This window comes from Methylobacter svalbardensis, from assembly GCF_037671525.1.
Classification (GTDB): Bacteria; Pseudomonadota; Gammaproteobacteria; order Methylococcales; family Methylomonadaceae; genus Methylobacter_A; species Methylobacter_A svalbardensis.
On record NZ_JAWPOH010000078.1, the window covers coordinates 1 to 13,118 of the forward strand.

General features: G+C 46.7%; 10 protein-coding genes and 1 pseudogene. 4 read left to right on the forward strand and 7 right to left on the reverse strand.

The window, feature by feature from the left end; all coding sequences use genetic code 11:
- Positions 1 to 634: 634 nt before the first annotated feature.
- Positions 635 to 2,335 (reverse strand): L,D-transpeptidase family protein, encoded by a 1,701-nt coding sequence (locus RW114_RS17985; protein ID WP_340124136.1) that lies wholly within the window; start codon positions 2,333 to 2,335, stop codon positions 635 to 637.
- 266 nt (positions 2,336 to 2,601) lie between these two features.
- Between RW114_RS17985 and RW114_RS17990 the strand changes: the two genes are divergently transcribed.
- The 4 genes and pseudogenes from RW114_RS17990 to RW114_RS18010 all read left to right on the forward strand — a co-directional run bounded on the left by RW114_RS17990 (position 2,602) and on the right by RW114_RS18010 (position 6,331).
- On the forward strand, positions 2,602 to 4,002 hold the full coding sequence (locus RW114_RS17990) for an MBL fold metallo-hydrolase (RefSeq protein ID WP_340124137.1): 1,401 nt from the start codon (positions 2,602 to 2,604) through the stop codon (positions 4,000 to 4,002).
- Between the two features lie 104 nt (positions 4,003 to 4,106).
- Positions 4,107 to 5,057 (forward strand): annotated as a pseudogene (locus RW114_RS17995) (DUF808 domain-containing protein).
- 56 nt (positions 5,058 to 5,113) lie between these two features.
- Positions 5,114 to 5,800 carry a ribose-5-phosphate isomerase RpiA gene (gene rpiA, locus RW114_RS18000; RefSeq protein WP_340124138.1) on the forward strand — a complete coding sequence of 229 codons (687 nt, stop codon included), beginning with the start codon at positions 5,114 to 5,116 and terminating at the stop codon, positions 5,798 to 5,800.
- A gap of 195 nt (positions 5,801 to 5,995) precedes the next feature.
- Entirely contained in the window at positions 5,996 to 6,331 is a 336-nt protein-coding gene (locus RW114_RS18010; protein WP_340124139.1) for a hypothetical protein, read from the forward strand.
- A 201-nt stretch (positions 6,332 to 6,532) separates the two neighbouring features.
- On the opposite strand, the gene RW114_RS18015 is transcribed toward RW114_RS18010, so the two are convergent.
- The 6 genes from RW114_RS18015 to RW114_RS18040 form a co-directional block, all read right to left on the reverse strand.
- A complete protein-coding gene (locus tag RW114_RS18015) occupies positions 6,533 to 7,810 on the reverse strand; it encodes a TraX family protein (protein WP_340124140.1) in 1,278 nt (425 codons plus the stop codon).
- 141 nt (positions 7,811 to 7,951) lie between these two features.
- On the reverse strand, positions 7,952 to 9,364 hold the full coding sequence (gene trbL / locus RW114_RS18020) for a P-type conjugative transfer protein TrbL (RefSeq protein ID WP_340124141.1): 1,413 nt from the start codon (positions 9,362 to 9,364) through the stop codon (positions 7,952 to 7,954).
- Between the two features lie 16 nt (positions 9,365 to 9,380).
- Positions 9,381 to 9,656, reverse strand: coding sequence for an entry exclusion lipoprotein TrbK (gene trbK, locus RW114_RS18025; protein WP_340124142.1), 276 nt, complete (start codon positions 9,654 to 9,656; stop codon positions 9,381 to 9,383).
- Between the two features lie 11 nt (positions 9,657 to 9,667).
- Positions 9,668 to 10,462, reverse strand: a complete 795-nt coding sequence (gene trbJ / locus RW114_RS18030) for a P-type conjugative transfer protein TrbJ (RefSeq protein WP_340124143.1) — start codon at positions 10,460 to 10,462, stop codon at positions 9,668 to 9,670.
- A gap of 11 nt (positions 10,463 to 10,473) precedes the next feature.
- Positions 10,474 to 11,727 (reverse strand): TrbI/VirB10 family protein, encoded by a 1,254-nt coding sequence (locus tag RW114_RS18035; RefSeq protein ID WP_340124144.1) that lies wholly within the window; start codon positions 11,725 to 11,727, stop codon positions 10,474 to 10,476.
- A gap of 304 nt (positions 11,728 to 12,031) precedes the next feature.
- Complete coding sequence (locus RW114_RS18040; protein ID WP_340124145.1) at positions 12,032 to 12,874, reverse strand: tetratricopeptide repeat protein; 843 nt, start codon at positions 12,872 to 12,874, stop codon at positions 12,032 to 12,034.
- Positions 12,875 to 13,118 lie beyond the last annotated feature (244 nt).

Below are 13,118 nucleotides of genomic sequence, written 5' to 3' on the forward strand. Positions count from 1 at the left end.
AAACTTTCCAAATAGGTGCGCTCATCCTCAGTTAAACGCACAATATATTTCTTTGCCAATCTATCGTTCCCCAATAATGTAAAAAACCTACTCTATGGGGATTTTATACGACAAAACAAGACTGACTTAGTACTAGCTTAATATTATCTGGATATAAGCTTCGTGTAATGTAAGCAGTAATAAACCACGAAACACACACAAGGACATGAAGAAAAACTTCGTGTCCTTTTTTTTGGCAATTGTTCTGCCCTCTTTAATCCGCGTGGCGGTGGAGAATGTCGATATTATCTGGCGTCATGGACGGCGTGCAGTAGGGTAATGCCGATGCGTAACAATGTCTATTTATATGGGCTCTTTATCCAGTTTATAACTTGTTTTTAAGACCATGAAGGGTATGAAGATAATGAAGGAAAGAGAATTTGGCGATTTGTCGAATAAGGATTTCTAATCAACCTTAATGTAAGGTTATTAAAGCAATGACTAAAAATTTTTGTTTTATAAAATCATCTCTATAGAAAACGCAGGAAGTCAATACAGTAAATTCTTCAAGCCCTTCATGGTAAAAATAAATGACATTTCCTGAAATCAACACCCGGTAATGCAGCAGCAATTATCGAGAAGAGTCAATTATAGTCTATTTGATTAACGCTTCCTGCGGCGTATTGGTGCCGATAAAAAGCGACTGATCAGACAGGTCATTCGCTTGACTCAGGGTTTTCAGTAATACAGCGTCATGACCATAAATATCAGGGTAAAACGCTAAATTATCAAATTGGTCAAAAAAAGCCGTGGTATAAAAAAACAATACCGGTATCGGTTTTTTCAATATGACACGTCGATTTTTTGGCGTATTCATGGCGAGTTTTATCGTTTCCGGGTTCCAGTCATCCTGATTTTTAAGTGCAAATTCAGCCAGTTTTTGAGGGTTCTCAACCCGCACGCAACCATGGCTGAAATCCCTTCGTGATTTGCTAAATAAGGCATTTGCCGGGGTATCATGCAAATACACGTCATCCTTGTTGGGGAAAATAAATTTTATTTTGCCCAGGGCATTCTTTCCCCCTGGACGCTGTCTGATTCTTAACTTGCCCTGTTTAAGCAGATTCATGGATTCTCCATTAAGCGCAGTTGGGGTTGCTGTGTTGAGGAAAACAGAGACCAGTTCCATGTTTTCCTGGTCAAGATAATTGTTGTTTTGAATCAACTTGGGCAATATTTCTTTTTTTGTGATGCTGTAAGGAACATTCCAGTAAGGCATGAAATCTATATAGTGCATTTCTGCCATCAACACCGGGGTTTGATGTTTCAGTGCTTTGCCGACAACGACCTTCATATTAACTATGTTTGCATCGGTCTGATCAATCGCATCAAATGCCCATAATTGGAAGGCAGGAATATTAACAATAATGGATGTTCCGGCATTGAGTTCAGGTAACCAGCGCAATCTTTCCATAGCCAATTCGATTTGTGTTACTCGGTAGCTTAAAGGTACGTTGAGTGCGGTCACAGTGCTTGTCCCGATATATCCATCGGCTGTAAGCCCATGCCGATTTTGAAATGACTTAACCCCGGTAACGATAGTATCGGTGTATAGCGATGATTTTTCAGCACTGATAACGGTTTTATCTTCAGGTAAATCGCCGACAGCGATTAGAAATTGGCGTAGCTCGGCAATTTGCGGGTGAGTGTCTCCTGGACGCAACGTTTTTTTAATATGCAGTTTTGACAGCGGCGTATTCGCGGCAAGTTGGCGGTAGCTAGCCAATGCCGGTTTTAACTTTTGATATTGTTTTAACGTGGGTTCAACCGATAGCGGTAATTGAACCAGCGTGTTTTGTGCCAAACTGTTTTTAATCAACAAGGGTAAATCAAGCAGCTTTTTTTCTCTTAACTTTAATTTAAAATTTATACCTTGTGGATTTATTCGTCCATAATGCAAGTCATGCAAGTAGCGTAGCAAGGAGATACTGAGAGCTGTATCGTACAGCGCCAATTCCTTGTACGAACCAAGCTTGAGCTTTAAGGCAAGCTGTAGCTTTTGTCGTAGCGATTCAGTATCGTAATTTTTAGGATTTAATCCGTGGTCAGCCGCGTTAGTTAACAGATTAAGCCCCTCGGTGATGTTTTTTTCGGTATTTTGGTTGCCTAGCCACAGCAACTGGCGGTTCGATATTTTATAGAGGGAATCAATATCTTCGGTACGATTTTCGAAGTTGGACAGCATCAGGTATGGATGCTGTTTTGCCGAAATAATGGCGGTAATTTCCTGAGCTATGAGGGGATCTTCAGCAGGCACTGCTGGCATAGGTAGGCCCAAAGCAAGCAGTGTTTGCATGGGGAGACCCAAGCAAAAAAACAGGAGCAATCGGGGGATAGAGTGTCTTATGGTCTTTTTCAATTTAATTCTTCGATGAATATTCGTGAAGTTAAGTTTTGTCGTTGGGTTACGACAAAACTCTTTTAATAGGATAATAAGCTTTTTGCTGAACAGCTCGATGATGGCCCGATTTTAACATCAACTCTGTCATTCGAGGAAATTTGATGTGATCATTTGCATGGTGACATCATTATATTGATTTTTACACACGACAAGGCAATGCGATGGCAAATCTTACTTTTTTAGGTGCGACAGGCCAAGTTACCGGCTCCTGTTATTTATTGGAAACCGACTCCGGCCGAATACTGCTTGATTGCGGGTTATTTCAGGGTTCAAGAGCAACAGAAGAACAAAATGAAGCCGATTTCCCCTTTAATCCAGCGACTGTTGATGCGGTGGTGTTGTCTCATGCCCATCTTGACCATTGCGGACGCTTGCCCAAGCTGGCTAAAGACGGTTTCAAGGGGCCGGTATTCCTGACCGAGGCCAGTTTTCCGCTGCTGGAATTGATGCTGATGGATGCCGCTCATCTGCAATTACGAGATACCGAATGGGAAAACAAGCGTCGGGAACGTGCCGGTAAGCCGCTGCTTGAACCTTTATATACCGAGGCGGATGTGAAAACGTTACTGGCGCTGCGTCAGCCGATAGCCTATGGCATGGAAACCAAAATATTGCCTGAGCTGAGCGTTTCTTTTCATGAAGCGGGACATATACTCGGTTCATCTATCGTGCGAGTGCGCATCAAGGATCAAGATAAAACCAAAACGCTGGTTTTTTCCGGCGATTTGGGCAACCTGAATTCGCCGCTAATGCGTGATCCGAGTGTTTTAACCGAAGCGGATGTGTTGTTGCTTGAATCCACTTATGGTGATCGCGACCATAAACCGTTGCAAAATACCCTGGAGGAATTGCGTGCGGCCTTGGCAGAAGCCGCGGAAAGCGGCGGCAATGTGATTATTCCGGCTTTTGCCGTGGGCAGAACTCAGGACCTGATTTACTGGCTGGGTAAAATTCAGCGTCAGGGCGGACTGCCACAGCAACAGATTTACCTGGATAGCCCGATGGCGATCAGCGCCAGTAATATTTACGCAGATAATACCCACTTATTCAATATCGATGATCCCGAATTTACCAAAATTGCTCCCGGCGGCTGGCAAGCCTGGTTGCCGGGGTTGATCTATTCACAAACAGCCGAAGAATCAATGGCCGTCAATCGTATTGCCGGTGGTGTGATTATTATTGCCGGTAGCGGCATGTGTACCGGCGGGCGCATCCGTCACCATCTTAAATACAATTTATGGCGGCGCAATGCGCATATCATCATCACAGGTTTTCAGGCCGAAGGTACCTTGGGCAGGGCTATTGTTGACGGTAAAAAAACACATCTGAAAATCCTGGGTGTAGACGTCAATGTGGCGGCCAAAGTGCATACATTGGGCGCGTTAAGCGCTCATGCCGATCAAAGTCAGTTGTTAGCTTGGGCCGGCAATTTTAAAGAGTCCAAGCCTCGTCTTTATTTAATACATGGTGAGAAAACAGCCACATTGTCATTGCAGACCTGCTTCAAGCGTAGCGGGTGGAGTGCCAATATTCCTCGGGTAGGGGAAAGGATTGTTATTTAACAGCCGTATTTTATTATCGCCCGGATGAGCTCGTTTTTGACGCTATAGCTCGGCTATAAAGGGCTGGGATCTTTTCAACTAACTTTTAACCCAAATAATTCAATATGGCCGGTACCAGCCTTTTAGTTTTACTCGATGATATTGCCACAGTCTTGGATGACGTGGCTCTGATGACCAAAATTGCGGCGAAAAAAACTGTCGGCGTCTTGGGCGATGATTTGGCGCTGAATGCCGAACAGGTATCCGGCATTCGGGCAGAACGGGAGCTGCCAGTGGTGTGGGCGGTAGCGAAAGGTTAGCTGAAAAACAAGCTGGTTTTAGTGCCGACGGCGCTGACAATCAGTTGGCTTGCGCCGTGGTTGATCATGCCGTTGCTGATGCTGGGTGGCGCCTATCTGTGTTTTGAAGGTTTTGAAAAACTGGCGCACCCGTTATTGCATTCCCATGACGAAGATGAAAGTCGTCATGCCGAACTGGCTGCGGCAGTCGCCAATCCCGAGATTGACCTGGTGGCGTTTGAACGGGATAAAATTAAAGGAGCCGTTCGTACCGACTTTGTGTTGTCGGCAGAAATTGTTGTTATCACACTGGGTACCGTGGCAACAGCGGCTTTTACGACCAAAGTGGCGGTGGTTTCCGGTATTGCACTGATGATGACCGCCGGTGTATACGGTCTGGTGGCAATCATAGTGAAACTGGATGACGCAGGCCTCTACCTGTGCCAAAAGCCGGGGTTAGGTCTATGGGCGAAAATCCAGCATCAAGTTGGCTGGATCTTTTTGCATGGCGCGCCTTATCTGATGAAGTTGCTGGCAGTTGTCGGCACGGCGGCAATGTTTATGGTGGGCGGCGGGATTCTGATTCACGGCATTCCCGTTGCGCATCACTTCATTGAGCAGTTGGCCCAAAGCGCTAACGTCGCGCCTGCTATCGGCGGCATGGTGGAAACGCTGACTTCTTCGCTGCTCAATGCCTTAGCAGGCGTTGTTGCCGGTGCGCTTACGTTGGCCGGAGCGATGATGGCGGATAATATTTATAAGCGTGTTAACTATTAGCCTCTCATGAAGAACCCAGCAGAGTCGTATGCTATCCTTATAGCAAGGAGCAAACCATGAATGATAAAGAACTTGTTGCCAAACATGCCGCTAAGCAGGTGGTAGATGGGATGCTGGTCGGGCTTGGCACCGGCTCTACAGCGAATTATTTTATTGAAGAGCTGGCGCATCGTAGCCGTGAACAAGGGCTTAAAGTGATCACGGTCGCCAGTTCGGTTGTGAGCGCGATTAAGGCGCAACAACTCGGTTTAACCACGGTTGATTTCGAGCGGGTTAGCCACCTTGATCTTTATGTCGATGGTGCTGATGAGGTGTCGCCGGAATTAACCTTGCTTAAGGGTCAAGGGGCTGACTTGGTGCGCGAAAAACTGCTGGCAATTGCCAGTGAGCAATTTATCGTGTTGATTGAGGCGAGCAAGCTAGTCGCGCGAATCGGTCAGCATTTTGCTATTCCCATTGAAGTGATGCCATGTGCCTGGCAACTGGTTAAAAAACAGCTGGAAGCGAACGGCGGGCATGGCGGTTTGCGCCAAAATACCCATAAAAAGGGTGTTGCGATAAGTTCTCACGGCAATTTAATAGCGGATATGAGCTTTGATGAGCCTATCGACGCTAAAACACTTAACGACACCTTAAACGGCATTCCCGGCATTGTTGAACATGGCATTTTTTACGGGCTGGCAACGACGGTTTTAGTTGGTATTAATGGTCAAGTGCAAGAACGGCGGGCAGGCAATTTTTAATAATCGGCGGACGAATCGCATCTTTGGCATTACACGCATGTGCAACCAGTTCGACCGAAGGTGCATGGCTCTAAAACGTACCAGTATTGAATTGTTCAGGTGGCATGATTTACGTCATACATGGCAATCCGGCATGTACAAAACGGAACACCGCTTCATATCCTGCAAGAATTAGGCGGGTGGAGCGGTTAGGATATGGTCAAACGTTATGCTCATTTGTCATCGGAGCATCTTTCGGTATTCGCCGGAAACGCAAAAAACTGTGACAAATTGACTGCACTCGGAAAAAGTGGGCGCTTAAAAATGACGGAAGTTATTGAATTTAATGGGGTGGGCGACGGGGCTCGAACCCGCGACAACCGGAATCACAATCCTATTTATAACAAACAACATCATATCAATCAATTAGTTATTCGTTTGCCACAATTAATAACCAATGTAAATAAGTCTAATAAAGCCTTGATGATATTACACACAGTTGCAAAATCGTTGCACAATTTAAAAAATAATCCCACCATTTACGAAAATTGAGCCTTTATTTTTTACGAAAGCTTTTGGAGCATAACTACCCCTTCGAATAATAAGCATTAATTATGGATTATCCCTATCGTAAAAAATAATGGGTAGTAAACGAATTGTTGCAGTGTTTGTTATGCGAATGCATAGTTTATATGACAGAAAAGTGGCTAAACGGGGTTTATATTACAGATTCTGTATCAACCACTCTATTTATCATGCAAAGCCATAGACATAGACATAGGCAAGCCTCGTTGATAGCCAAAGAAGGGTTAAATGCAATGGGTAGAAATAATAAAATAGCCATTGATAACGGGGCACGGGAATATTGACGGCGGTGCTGGCGATTAAAAAGGGTAGGGCAGCGAAAGCCCAGTAATTGCCGTTAATAATACGGAGTAATAGCAAGGCTACCACAGCTATTATCAAGGGTGCGAATTGCGGCGTTTTGCAGTACCACCATAGTGCAATCCCAAATGCTAAAGCAGGCCACCAGAATTCTACTGATGAACCGCCGACAATAAATACAGCGCATGCAATGATAGAGCCACTAATTGTTTGTTGCTCAAGGAAGTAAATAATGGCCGTCATTGACAATAATGCAAACAGAATGTTTAACGGCCACCATCCCGCTAACAAGCCACCCAAGGCGATGAAAGGCGGCGTTGCCAGGAGACCAAAGAGTGCCAGGCGTTTCATTGTCCGGCTATGTGCGCCGTGCTGATAGGCATCTGGCCGAGCCAGATTATAAGCCAGCACAAAAACGAAGAGTGGCATGGCTATGCGGCCGGCGTTAAATAACGTATGCGATGCATCGTGTAGCAGATATTTATTGATGTGATCCGCTACCATGAGCAATAGAGCCAGCCATTTAAGGGCTTCAAGGGTGCCATCCGATACCACTACGCGTGGGTATTGCATAGTCATCGGTAGTGAACTGCTAACGATGATACTACGTGGAACATAGGCCTTTTTAATAGCCTGTACTACGTGGGTTGCTTCACTTGTCTGTTTAGCTTCGGGCTTTATCGTGTAGGTATTGATCGTCGCACTATGGGACTGCATGAATTTATCTAACCAGTTAGCCCAGCGATTAGCTTTTACCATCAGATCAGCCCGGTATAGCTGATTGTAGTAGGGTGTCCGCGAGTGATAATTGGCCGCTCGTGTCCACATATCACCGGGATCTTTGGTTAAATGCCCATGAATGCGCCATGCGGCCAGATCATAGGTATAACAGCCACTGCTGGCTACATCCTCAGGTGAAATGCCGTACCTCCAGAGTGTTTTGAGGTAAGCGGTATTAAATTGCATGGCGCCAACGTCGTGGGTGCCGTTGGTATTTTTCACCCAAACACCGGGCTTGCCATTTTCTTTTTCGGCTATTGCCAGCAGAATGTTCGCTGGAACCGCGTATTTTTCAGCAGCGGTGATCGAGCAAACTATCCGCTCCTGTTGATGGTGTGACGGTGGTAAATCAGGCATTGCCGCCATGTTGCCTCCTTATTCCAAAATTCGATAAACTAATTGTTTCTCAAGTGCCCAATTTTTTGATAGGGTTTTCCGGGAAATTTTGTTGTTTTTTTCGTTTTTCATGGCTACATCTTTTAGATGTCCTGGTTTTTTACGTTTCCGTTAGCCATCACGGAAGGCGGCGATTTCATTTGCCCTTGAATCCCCTATGTCGGTTGTTTCACCAGACAGACTATTGTTATCGAATGTTTGGTTTGTGGCTTTGTTATTGTGCGCTTGCGTTTCTGTGGACTGGTTGATGGCTGAGGCAACTTGCCCACCAACCGTTTGATTTATTCGTGATTGCATTTTTTCGCCCATGACCTGTTTGATTCCCGATGCTAAGTGTGCGGCAGTACTGCTGGATTTACTGCCCTGGTTTGCCGTACCCGATGAGCTACTGGATAAGTTATGACTCGCTAAGCTATCACCCATTGCCGCTGCAAGTGGGCTTGATGTAGATGCGGACGTAGAGGCGCTAGCGGTATTGCTATCTAATGCGCCGCCCATCCTCGAAACAAGATCAGAGGCGCTTGATGAGTTTTGTGATGCCTGTTTCGCTGCTGCCATAACAGCCTGAGCACCACCCGCTATATTTGCGGCACCGGCGGCAGCCGTACTGCCGGCCATTGCAGCGGCAGCCCCCGCTACCCCGGCAGCGGCTATAGCTGAACCCGCGCCGTATCCGCCAGCCAGCGCATGTGTCCCGCCGCCTTGGGCAATATGCCCGAGCATCGGTGGAATTTTGTTAACGAGCACCAGTAGAACTATGGCAGCTACCAACATTGCAGCCATGTCGTTCAGGTTCATGTTGGCATCCATCTGAGCGTAATAGGCATTGATAAACTGTTGTCCAATGCCCACCAGTAGAACCATAGTCATCAGTTGGACGCCAATATTGAGGACGGTCTTGAAATAGGTGATTGCAATATCCGAAGTCCATCGGCTACCGCCAAAGCCCAGGTAAAAAACCCCTGCATAAGCTAGTATCCAGGCTGATACTAGCAGAATGAGCATGTTTGCTGCGATCAAAGCAAGAATGGTGATGACTATGGTAGCCATGATGAGTCCGGCGGTGCTCATAACCGGGCTCGCGATTGACGATTGTTGGACAACCGTATTAAATATCATAAATCCAACATCGACAATGCCAGATGGTGTGGTTCCGCTGATTCCCGATGCTGTATCTCCGAGCGTCTGCATTGAGTCTATTACGTCAATTGCCATTGTCGGGCCGTTGGTAAGCAGCCACCAGAAAAAACCGGTGAAAACAATAAAACGGATGAATTCACCATAGAAATCTGCAATGTCGGCTTTGCGGAACAACAACATGCCGTGTGTCCACACCATAGAAATCAATGCGAGCATCCAGAACAACCAGGATGCTCTGGCTGTTAGGGTGGAAGCCCAACCAGAGGCGGCAATTTTAAATTGGTTTTGTACATCGTCAAGGATGCCTTGGCCATTGATTGCCGCAAAAGCTTCTGGCATTTGAATAATCAGGAAAACCATAAGGATTATCGAGATTTTTTTCATGGTTACTCCTGCTCGGTTATCTAACAGACCAGTTTTTATGTTTGACTGGCTTAACTGTTGTGTTGCGACGAGCACAGTTATCGGCCAGTGTTTGCTGAATGTCCTTATCTGTAATAGATTTCATATATTCAAACTGGCAATTCGCATCATTGACTTCCGGTACTGCCTTCGGTTGTTCAGACGGCTTGACTGCATTGGCCAGACTGTCCGTTGGTTTCGCAGTTTCCTGGGGTTCCTGGGTGCAAGCGGTTAAGAGCACAAAAATGGCAATTTTTATGTATTTGTAATTCATCAGCATATCCTCTAGCGAATTGCCCAATTATTATGTGTGACGGGTGTAAGTGTATCCTTGCGCCAACTTTGGTCAGCGGCGGCTTGTTGTGCCTCACGATCAGCTATGACTTGATTGCGCGTGGCCTCTGCTGTTTGTTGCGCTATCAGTAGAGCCCTTAACTGCAATAGCTGGTTCGCTTGATTGCTGGCAAGCTGATTGGCATAACCAATGGCTTGCATCTGTCCTGATGCGGTTTGTGCGTTTGCTTGCAGCCTTTGAAGCGTTGCCGCGTCGGTTTGTAATGCGGTTTGTTGGCTGTCGATGGCTTGTATTTCTGCGGCATTCGCTTTTTGCTGCGCTTGTGATCCCAGTTTAAGCGTATTGTTCAGACTGGCTAATGCGCCGGGGGTACATGCAATACTATTGAAACAGGCAGAATTCGCATATTGGTTTAGATTTTGGTAGTTGTTCACATAATTGGCTAGCGAACCAAATTGGCTCTGGAAGCCAGACAAAGTATTGAGGGTGTTGGTCAATCCGGATATGGTTTGCGATGCGTTAGCCCAAGTGAACGAGCTTGGCGCAGCGGTATTCTGCATCATATTTGAGTACTGCTGCAATTGCGTAGAATACTGTGACAGCTGTGTGGAATATTGCTGTACCTGCTTAAGCGTCTGCGCAATTTCTTCTGTTGCCGACAACACATTTTGCGATAGATTGGTACCATCAATAACGGGGATTCCGGCAAAGGATGGCGTAAGTGTCGTTACGCTGACTAAGCTAGCAATAACCGCTTTAGTAACTGAGAATTTTAGCGTTTTCAAGGCGTTCTCCTTTAATAATCGAATGCTTCGTAGGGTTTGCTGAGCGTTAAATCTTTGGTCACAAGGATGTTAAACCGATAACCCGGTCTAATGTCCAGCGTGGGGGCAATATTCATATTTTTGCTTATCATTTGTACCGTCGCTTGCCCCAGTTGCTGGCCTAAGGCACTGCTCAACGTGCTTTGTGCGTTGGGTGCATACACGCTGCCGGTATTTTGGTTTTGTTGGCTATAAGCTACGCCTGCTGTGATGGCCGACATCAACAAAGCAGAACCAAAGATGCGTACATAGTGGTTGTCTACCTGGTCTTTGAAACCTGCATAGCCAGCGCCGTCAGCGCCTGGCATGGCGCCGATGTCCATGGCTTTGCCATCGGGGAAGACAATACGTTGCCACGCAACCAGTACTCGCGCTTGCCCGTAAGCGACTTCGCTGGAATAGGTGCCTACCAGGCGGGAGCCTTGTGGAAACAACTTGTATTTGCCAGTGGCGGTATCGAAAACATCCTGCGATGTTTGCGCCATAATTTGGCCTGGCAATTGTGAATTTATCCCGGATATCAGCGTACCCGGTATGACAAAGCCAGCTCTTAACTCATACGGTGAATGAGGGGGTTCCGGTTTGGAGTCCAATCGCCATCGATCGCCTTGTCCATTGTTTGCATACTGGTTGATGTTATTCTTATCATCAGCTGATGCACCGGCGTTCAGCAGCTGTGGTGTTTTCTCTGCATTGCCCCCGCTATGAATAATGCCGGTGTCTTTTAGTTGCGCGAGACGTTTTTTGTAGGCGGTTATAGGATCGGTTTCTGTCGTCTGGTTCGCTACAATCTGTTGTGCCAGCAGCGCTTGTTGTTCCGATAATTTATCGGATGCCACGGGTGCTGATCCCGGGCTACGAGGAGCTGCTACGCTGACCGCCGTTTTCGCTTTAACCGCCTCTTCAAATTGTTGTAGCTTAACTTGTCGGATACGAGCCGCTAACTCCGCTTCGGGAGTGGGCGGCTGGTTTGGTTGATTGGCTTGGTTCGGCGGTAGTGGCGGCGAATCCAGGCTGGTTGGTCTTACCACGGTCAAGGCCGGTGCTTCTGAAGCCATCGGTAGCGGGGGTATGTCTAAAGTCTTCGTTGCTATCGGTATGATGCCGCTGAGGTAGTCCCCCGCTATTTCATGAGCGGCCATACTGGTATTGACAACCTTCTCTTGCTCAGTTTTGTCACCGATTCTGTTCTGTTTAGCGGCTCGATCTGTCGCGACCAACACCATGATGACCAGGAAGGTGAGTGTTGCGCCGCCGACCAGAAACAGAGGCAGGTTGTTGACTCGCCTGGCACCGCTTTTTTCTGAGGCTTCGCCGGGTGACAGTGCAAATGAGGGAGTGGTGTCACTTTTCTGAGGGTGTGAAATTTGGTGTAGAGCGGGGTTCTGGTTCTCAGAGGAGGCTTAAGCAGGAATAGGGCCACTTAAGCTTGTCCTGAGTTTATCGAAGGGCGTAACGCGAGGTGGCGTTTCCTGAGAATTTGGGAGTGTTTGTCGGAATAAGCTGGTTCTAGCTATCGTTCGAACCAGCTTATTCTGGCCTACCGGGTAGTTCGTACTTACAATCCAGACGTTTTAAAGTTTCGGTGATATAAAAAGCCAAACGGTTCTCGCGTTGTTTGGCGTAGGTTTCTAGGGCGGTTTGTGCAGCCTGTTCATGATTTGGCGTTGGGTTGTGCTGAGCCAGATAAATAACAGCTAGCAAGTAGGTCTCTTGCAGGGCTTGCTGCATAGCTAATGGCAGGGTTTGATAGGTGGCGGTCAGTTGTTCAAAGCAAGTTTGAGTGCTAACTGAGTCGTTACGGTAGGCGATACAGCCCGCAACAAAAGCCATACGGCTGGTTATGAACGACTGGCGATGGGTTTGTAGCTGCGGGAGATAGAGCTGCTCTAATTGTACGAGGTTTTCCCGGTCGGGTGTTTGCCGTGCCAGCCATTGCCAATAGGCATGATCGATTGTGCTGGACAAATAGTCTTCTGCGTAAACTTTGGGTCTTTTTTCAGCATGCCGTTGATAAATTACTAGGGCTTCAGCTTGGCTGCTGATTGCCTGCTCTAAGGAATCCAGGCTGGCATGGTATTTGGCTTGACTATTCAGAGCGCCAGCATAATCGGGTTCAAATCGGTCAGGCCGGGATGCGCTCAATCGGCGATAAATAGCAACGGCTTGCTGAATGTGCTCGAAAGCTTCCTGATAACGTCCTTGTGTGGATAAGTCACGGCTAAAGCAGTTGAGACTAAAAGCATAATTCTGATCAAAACGGTCGGGGCGAATTTCAGCTAAACGTTGATAGATTCGTAACGATTGGTGGTTGTGTTGGAACGCTTCCGAGTAATGACTCAGATTGAATAGATAGATAGATAGCTTGATCATTAAGAGCACTAGCGTAATCAGGCTCGTATCGGTCAGGACTGGTTTCCATCAAGCGGCAATAAATCTCTACTGCTTGTTGACTGTGGGTGAGTGCATCCTCAAAACGTCCTAGTACTCAGTCAGTCTTGTTTTGTCGTATAAAATCCCCATAGAGTAGGTTTTTTACATTATTGGGGAACGATAGATTGGCAAAGAAATATATTGTGCGTTTAACTGAGGATGAGCGCACCTATTTGGAAAGTTT

What these genes read in the sequence shown, in the direction of transcription:
- RW114_RS17985 (WP_340124136.1), bottom strand. Translation starts at nt 2,335, where the DNA reads ATGCAAACACTGCTTGCTTTGGGCCTACCTATGCCAGCAGTGCCTGCT.
- RW114_RS17990 (WP_340124137.1), top strand. Translation starts at nt 2,602, where the DNA reads ATGGCAAATCTTACTTTTTTAGGTGCGACAGGCCAAGTTACCGGCTCC.
- rpiA (WP_340124138.1), top strand. Translation starts at nt 5,114, where the DNA reads ATGAATGATAAAGAACTTGTTGCCAAACATGCCGCTAAGCAGGTGGTA.
- RW114_RS18010 (WP_340124139.1), top strand. Translation starts at nt 5,996, where the DNA reads ATGGTCAAACGTTATGCTCATTTGTCATCGGAGCATCTTTCGGTATTC.
- RW114_RS18015 (WP_340124140.1), bottom strand. Translation starts at nt 7,810, where the DNA reads ATGGCGGCAATGCCTGATTTACCACCGTCACACCATCAACAGGAGCGG.
- trbL (WP_340124141.1), bottom strand. Translation starts at nt 9,364, where the DNA reads ATGAAAAAAATCTCGATAATCCTTATGGTTTTCCTGATTATTCAAATG.
- trbK (WP_340124142.1), bottom strand. Translation starts at nt 9,656, where the DNA reads ATGAATTACAAATACATAAAAATTGCCATTTTTGTGCTCTTAACCGCT.
- RW114_RS18035 (WP_340124144.1), bottom strand. Translation starts at nt 11,727, where the DNA reads ATGGTGTTGGTCGCGACAGATCGAGCCGCTAAACAGAACAGAATCGGT.
- RW114_RS18040 (WP_340124145.1), bottom strand. Translation starts at nt 12,874, where the DNA reads ATGATCAAGCTATCTATCTATCTATTCAATCTGAGTCATTACTCGGAA.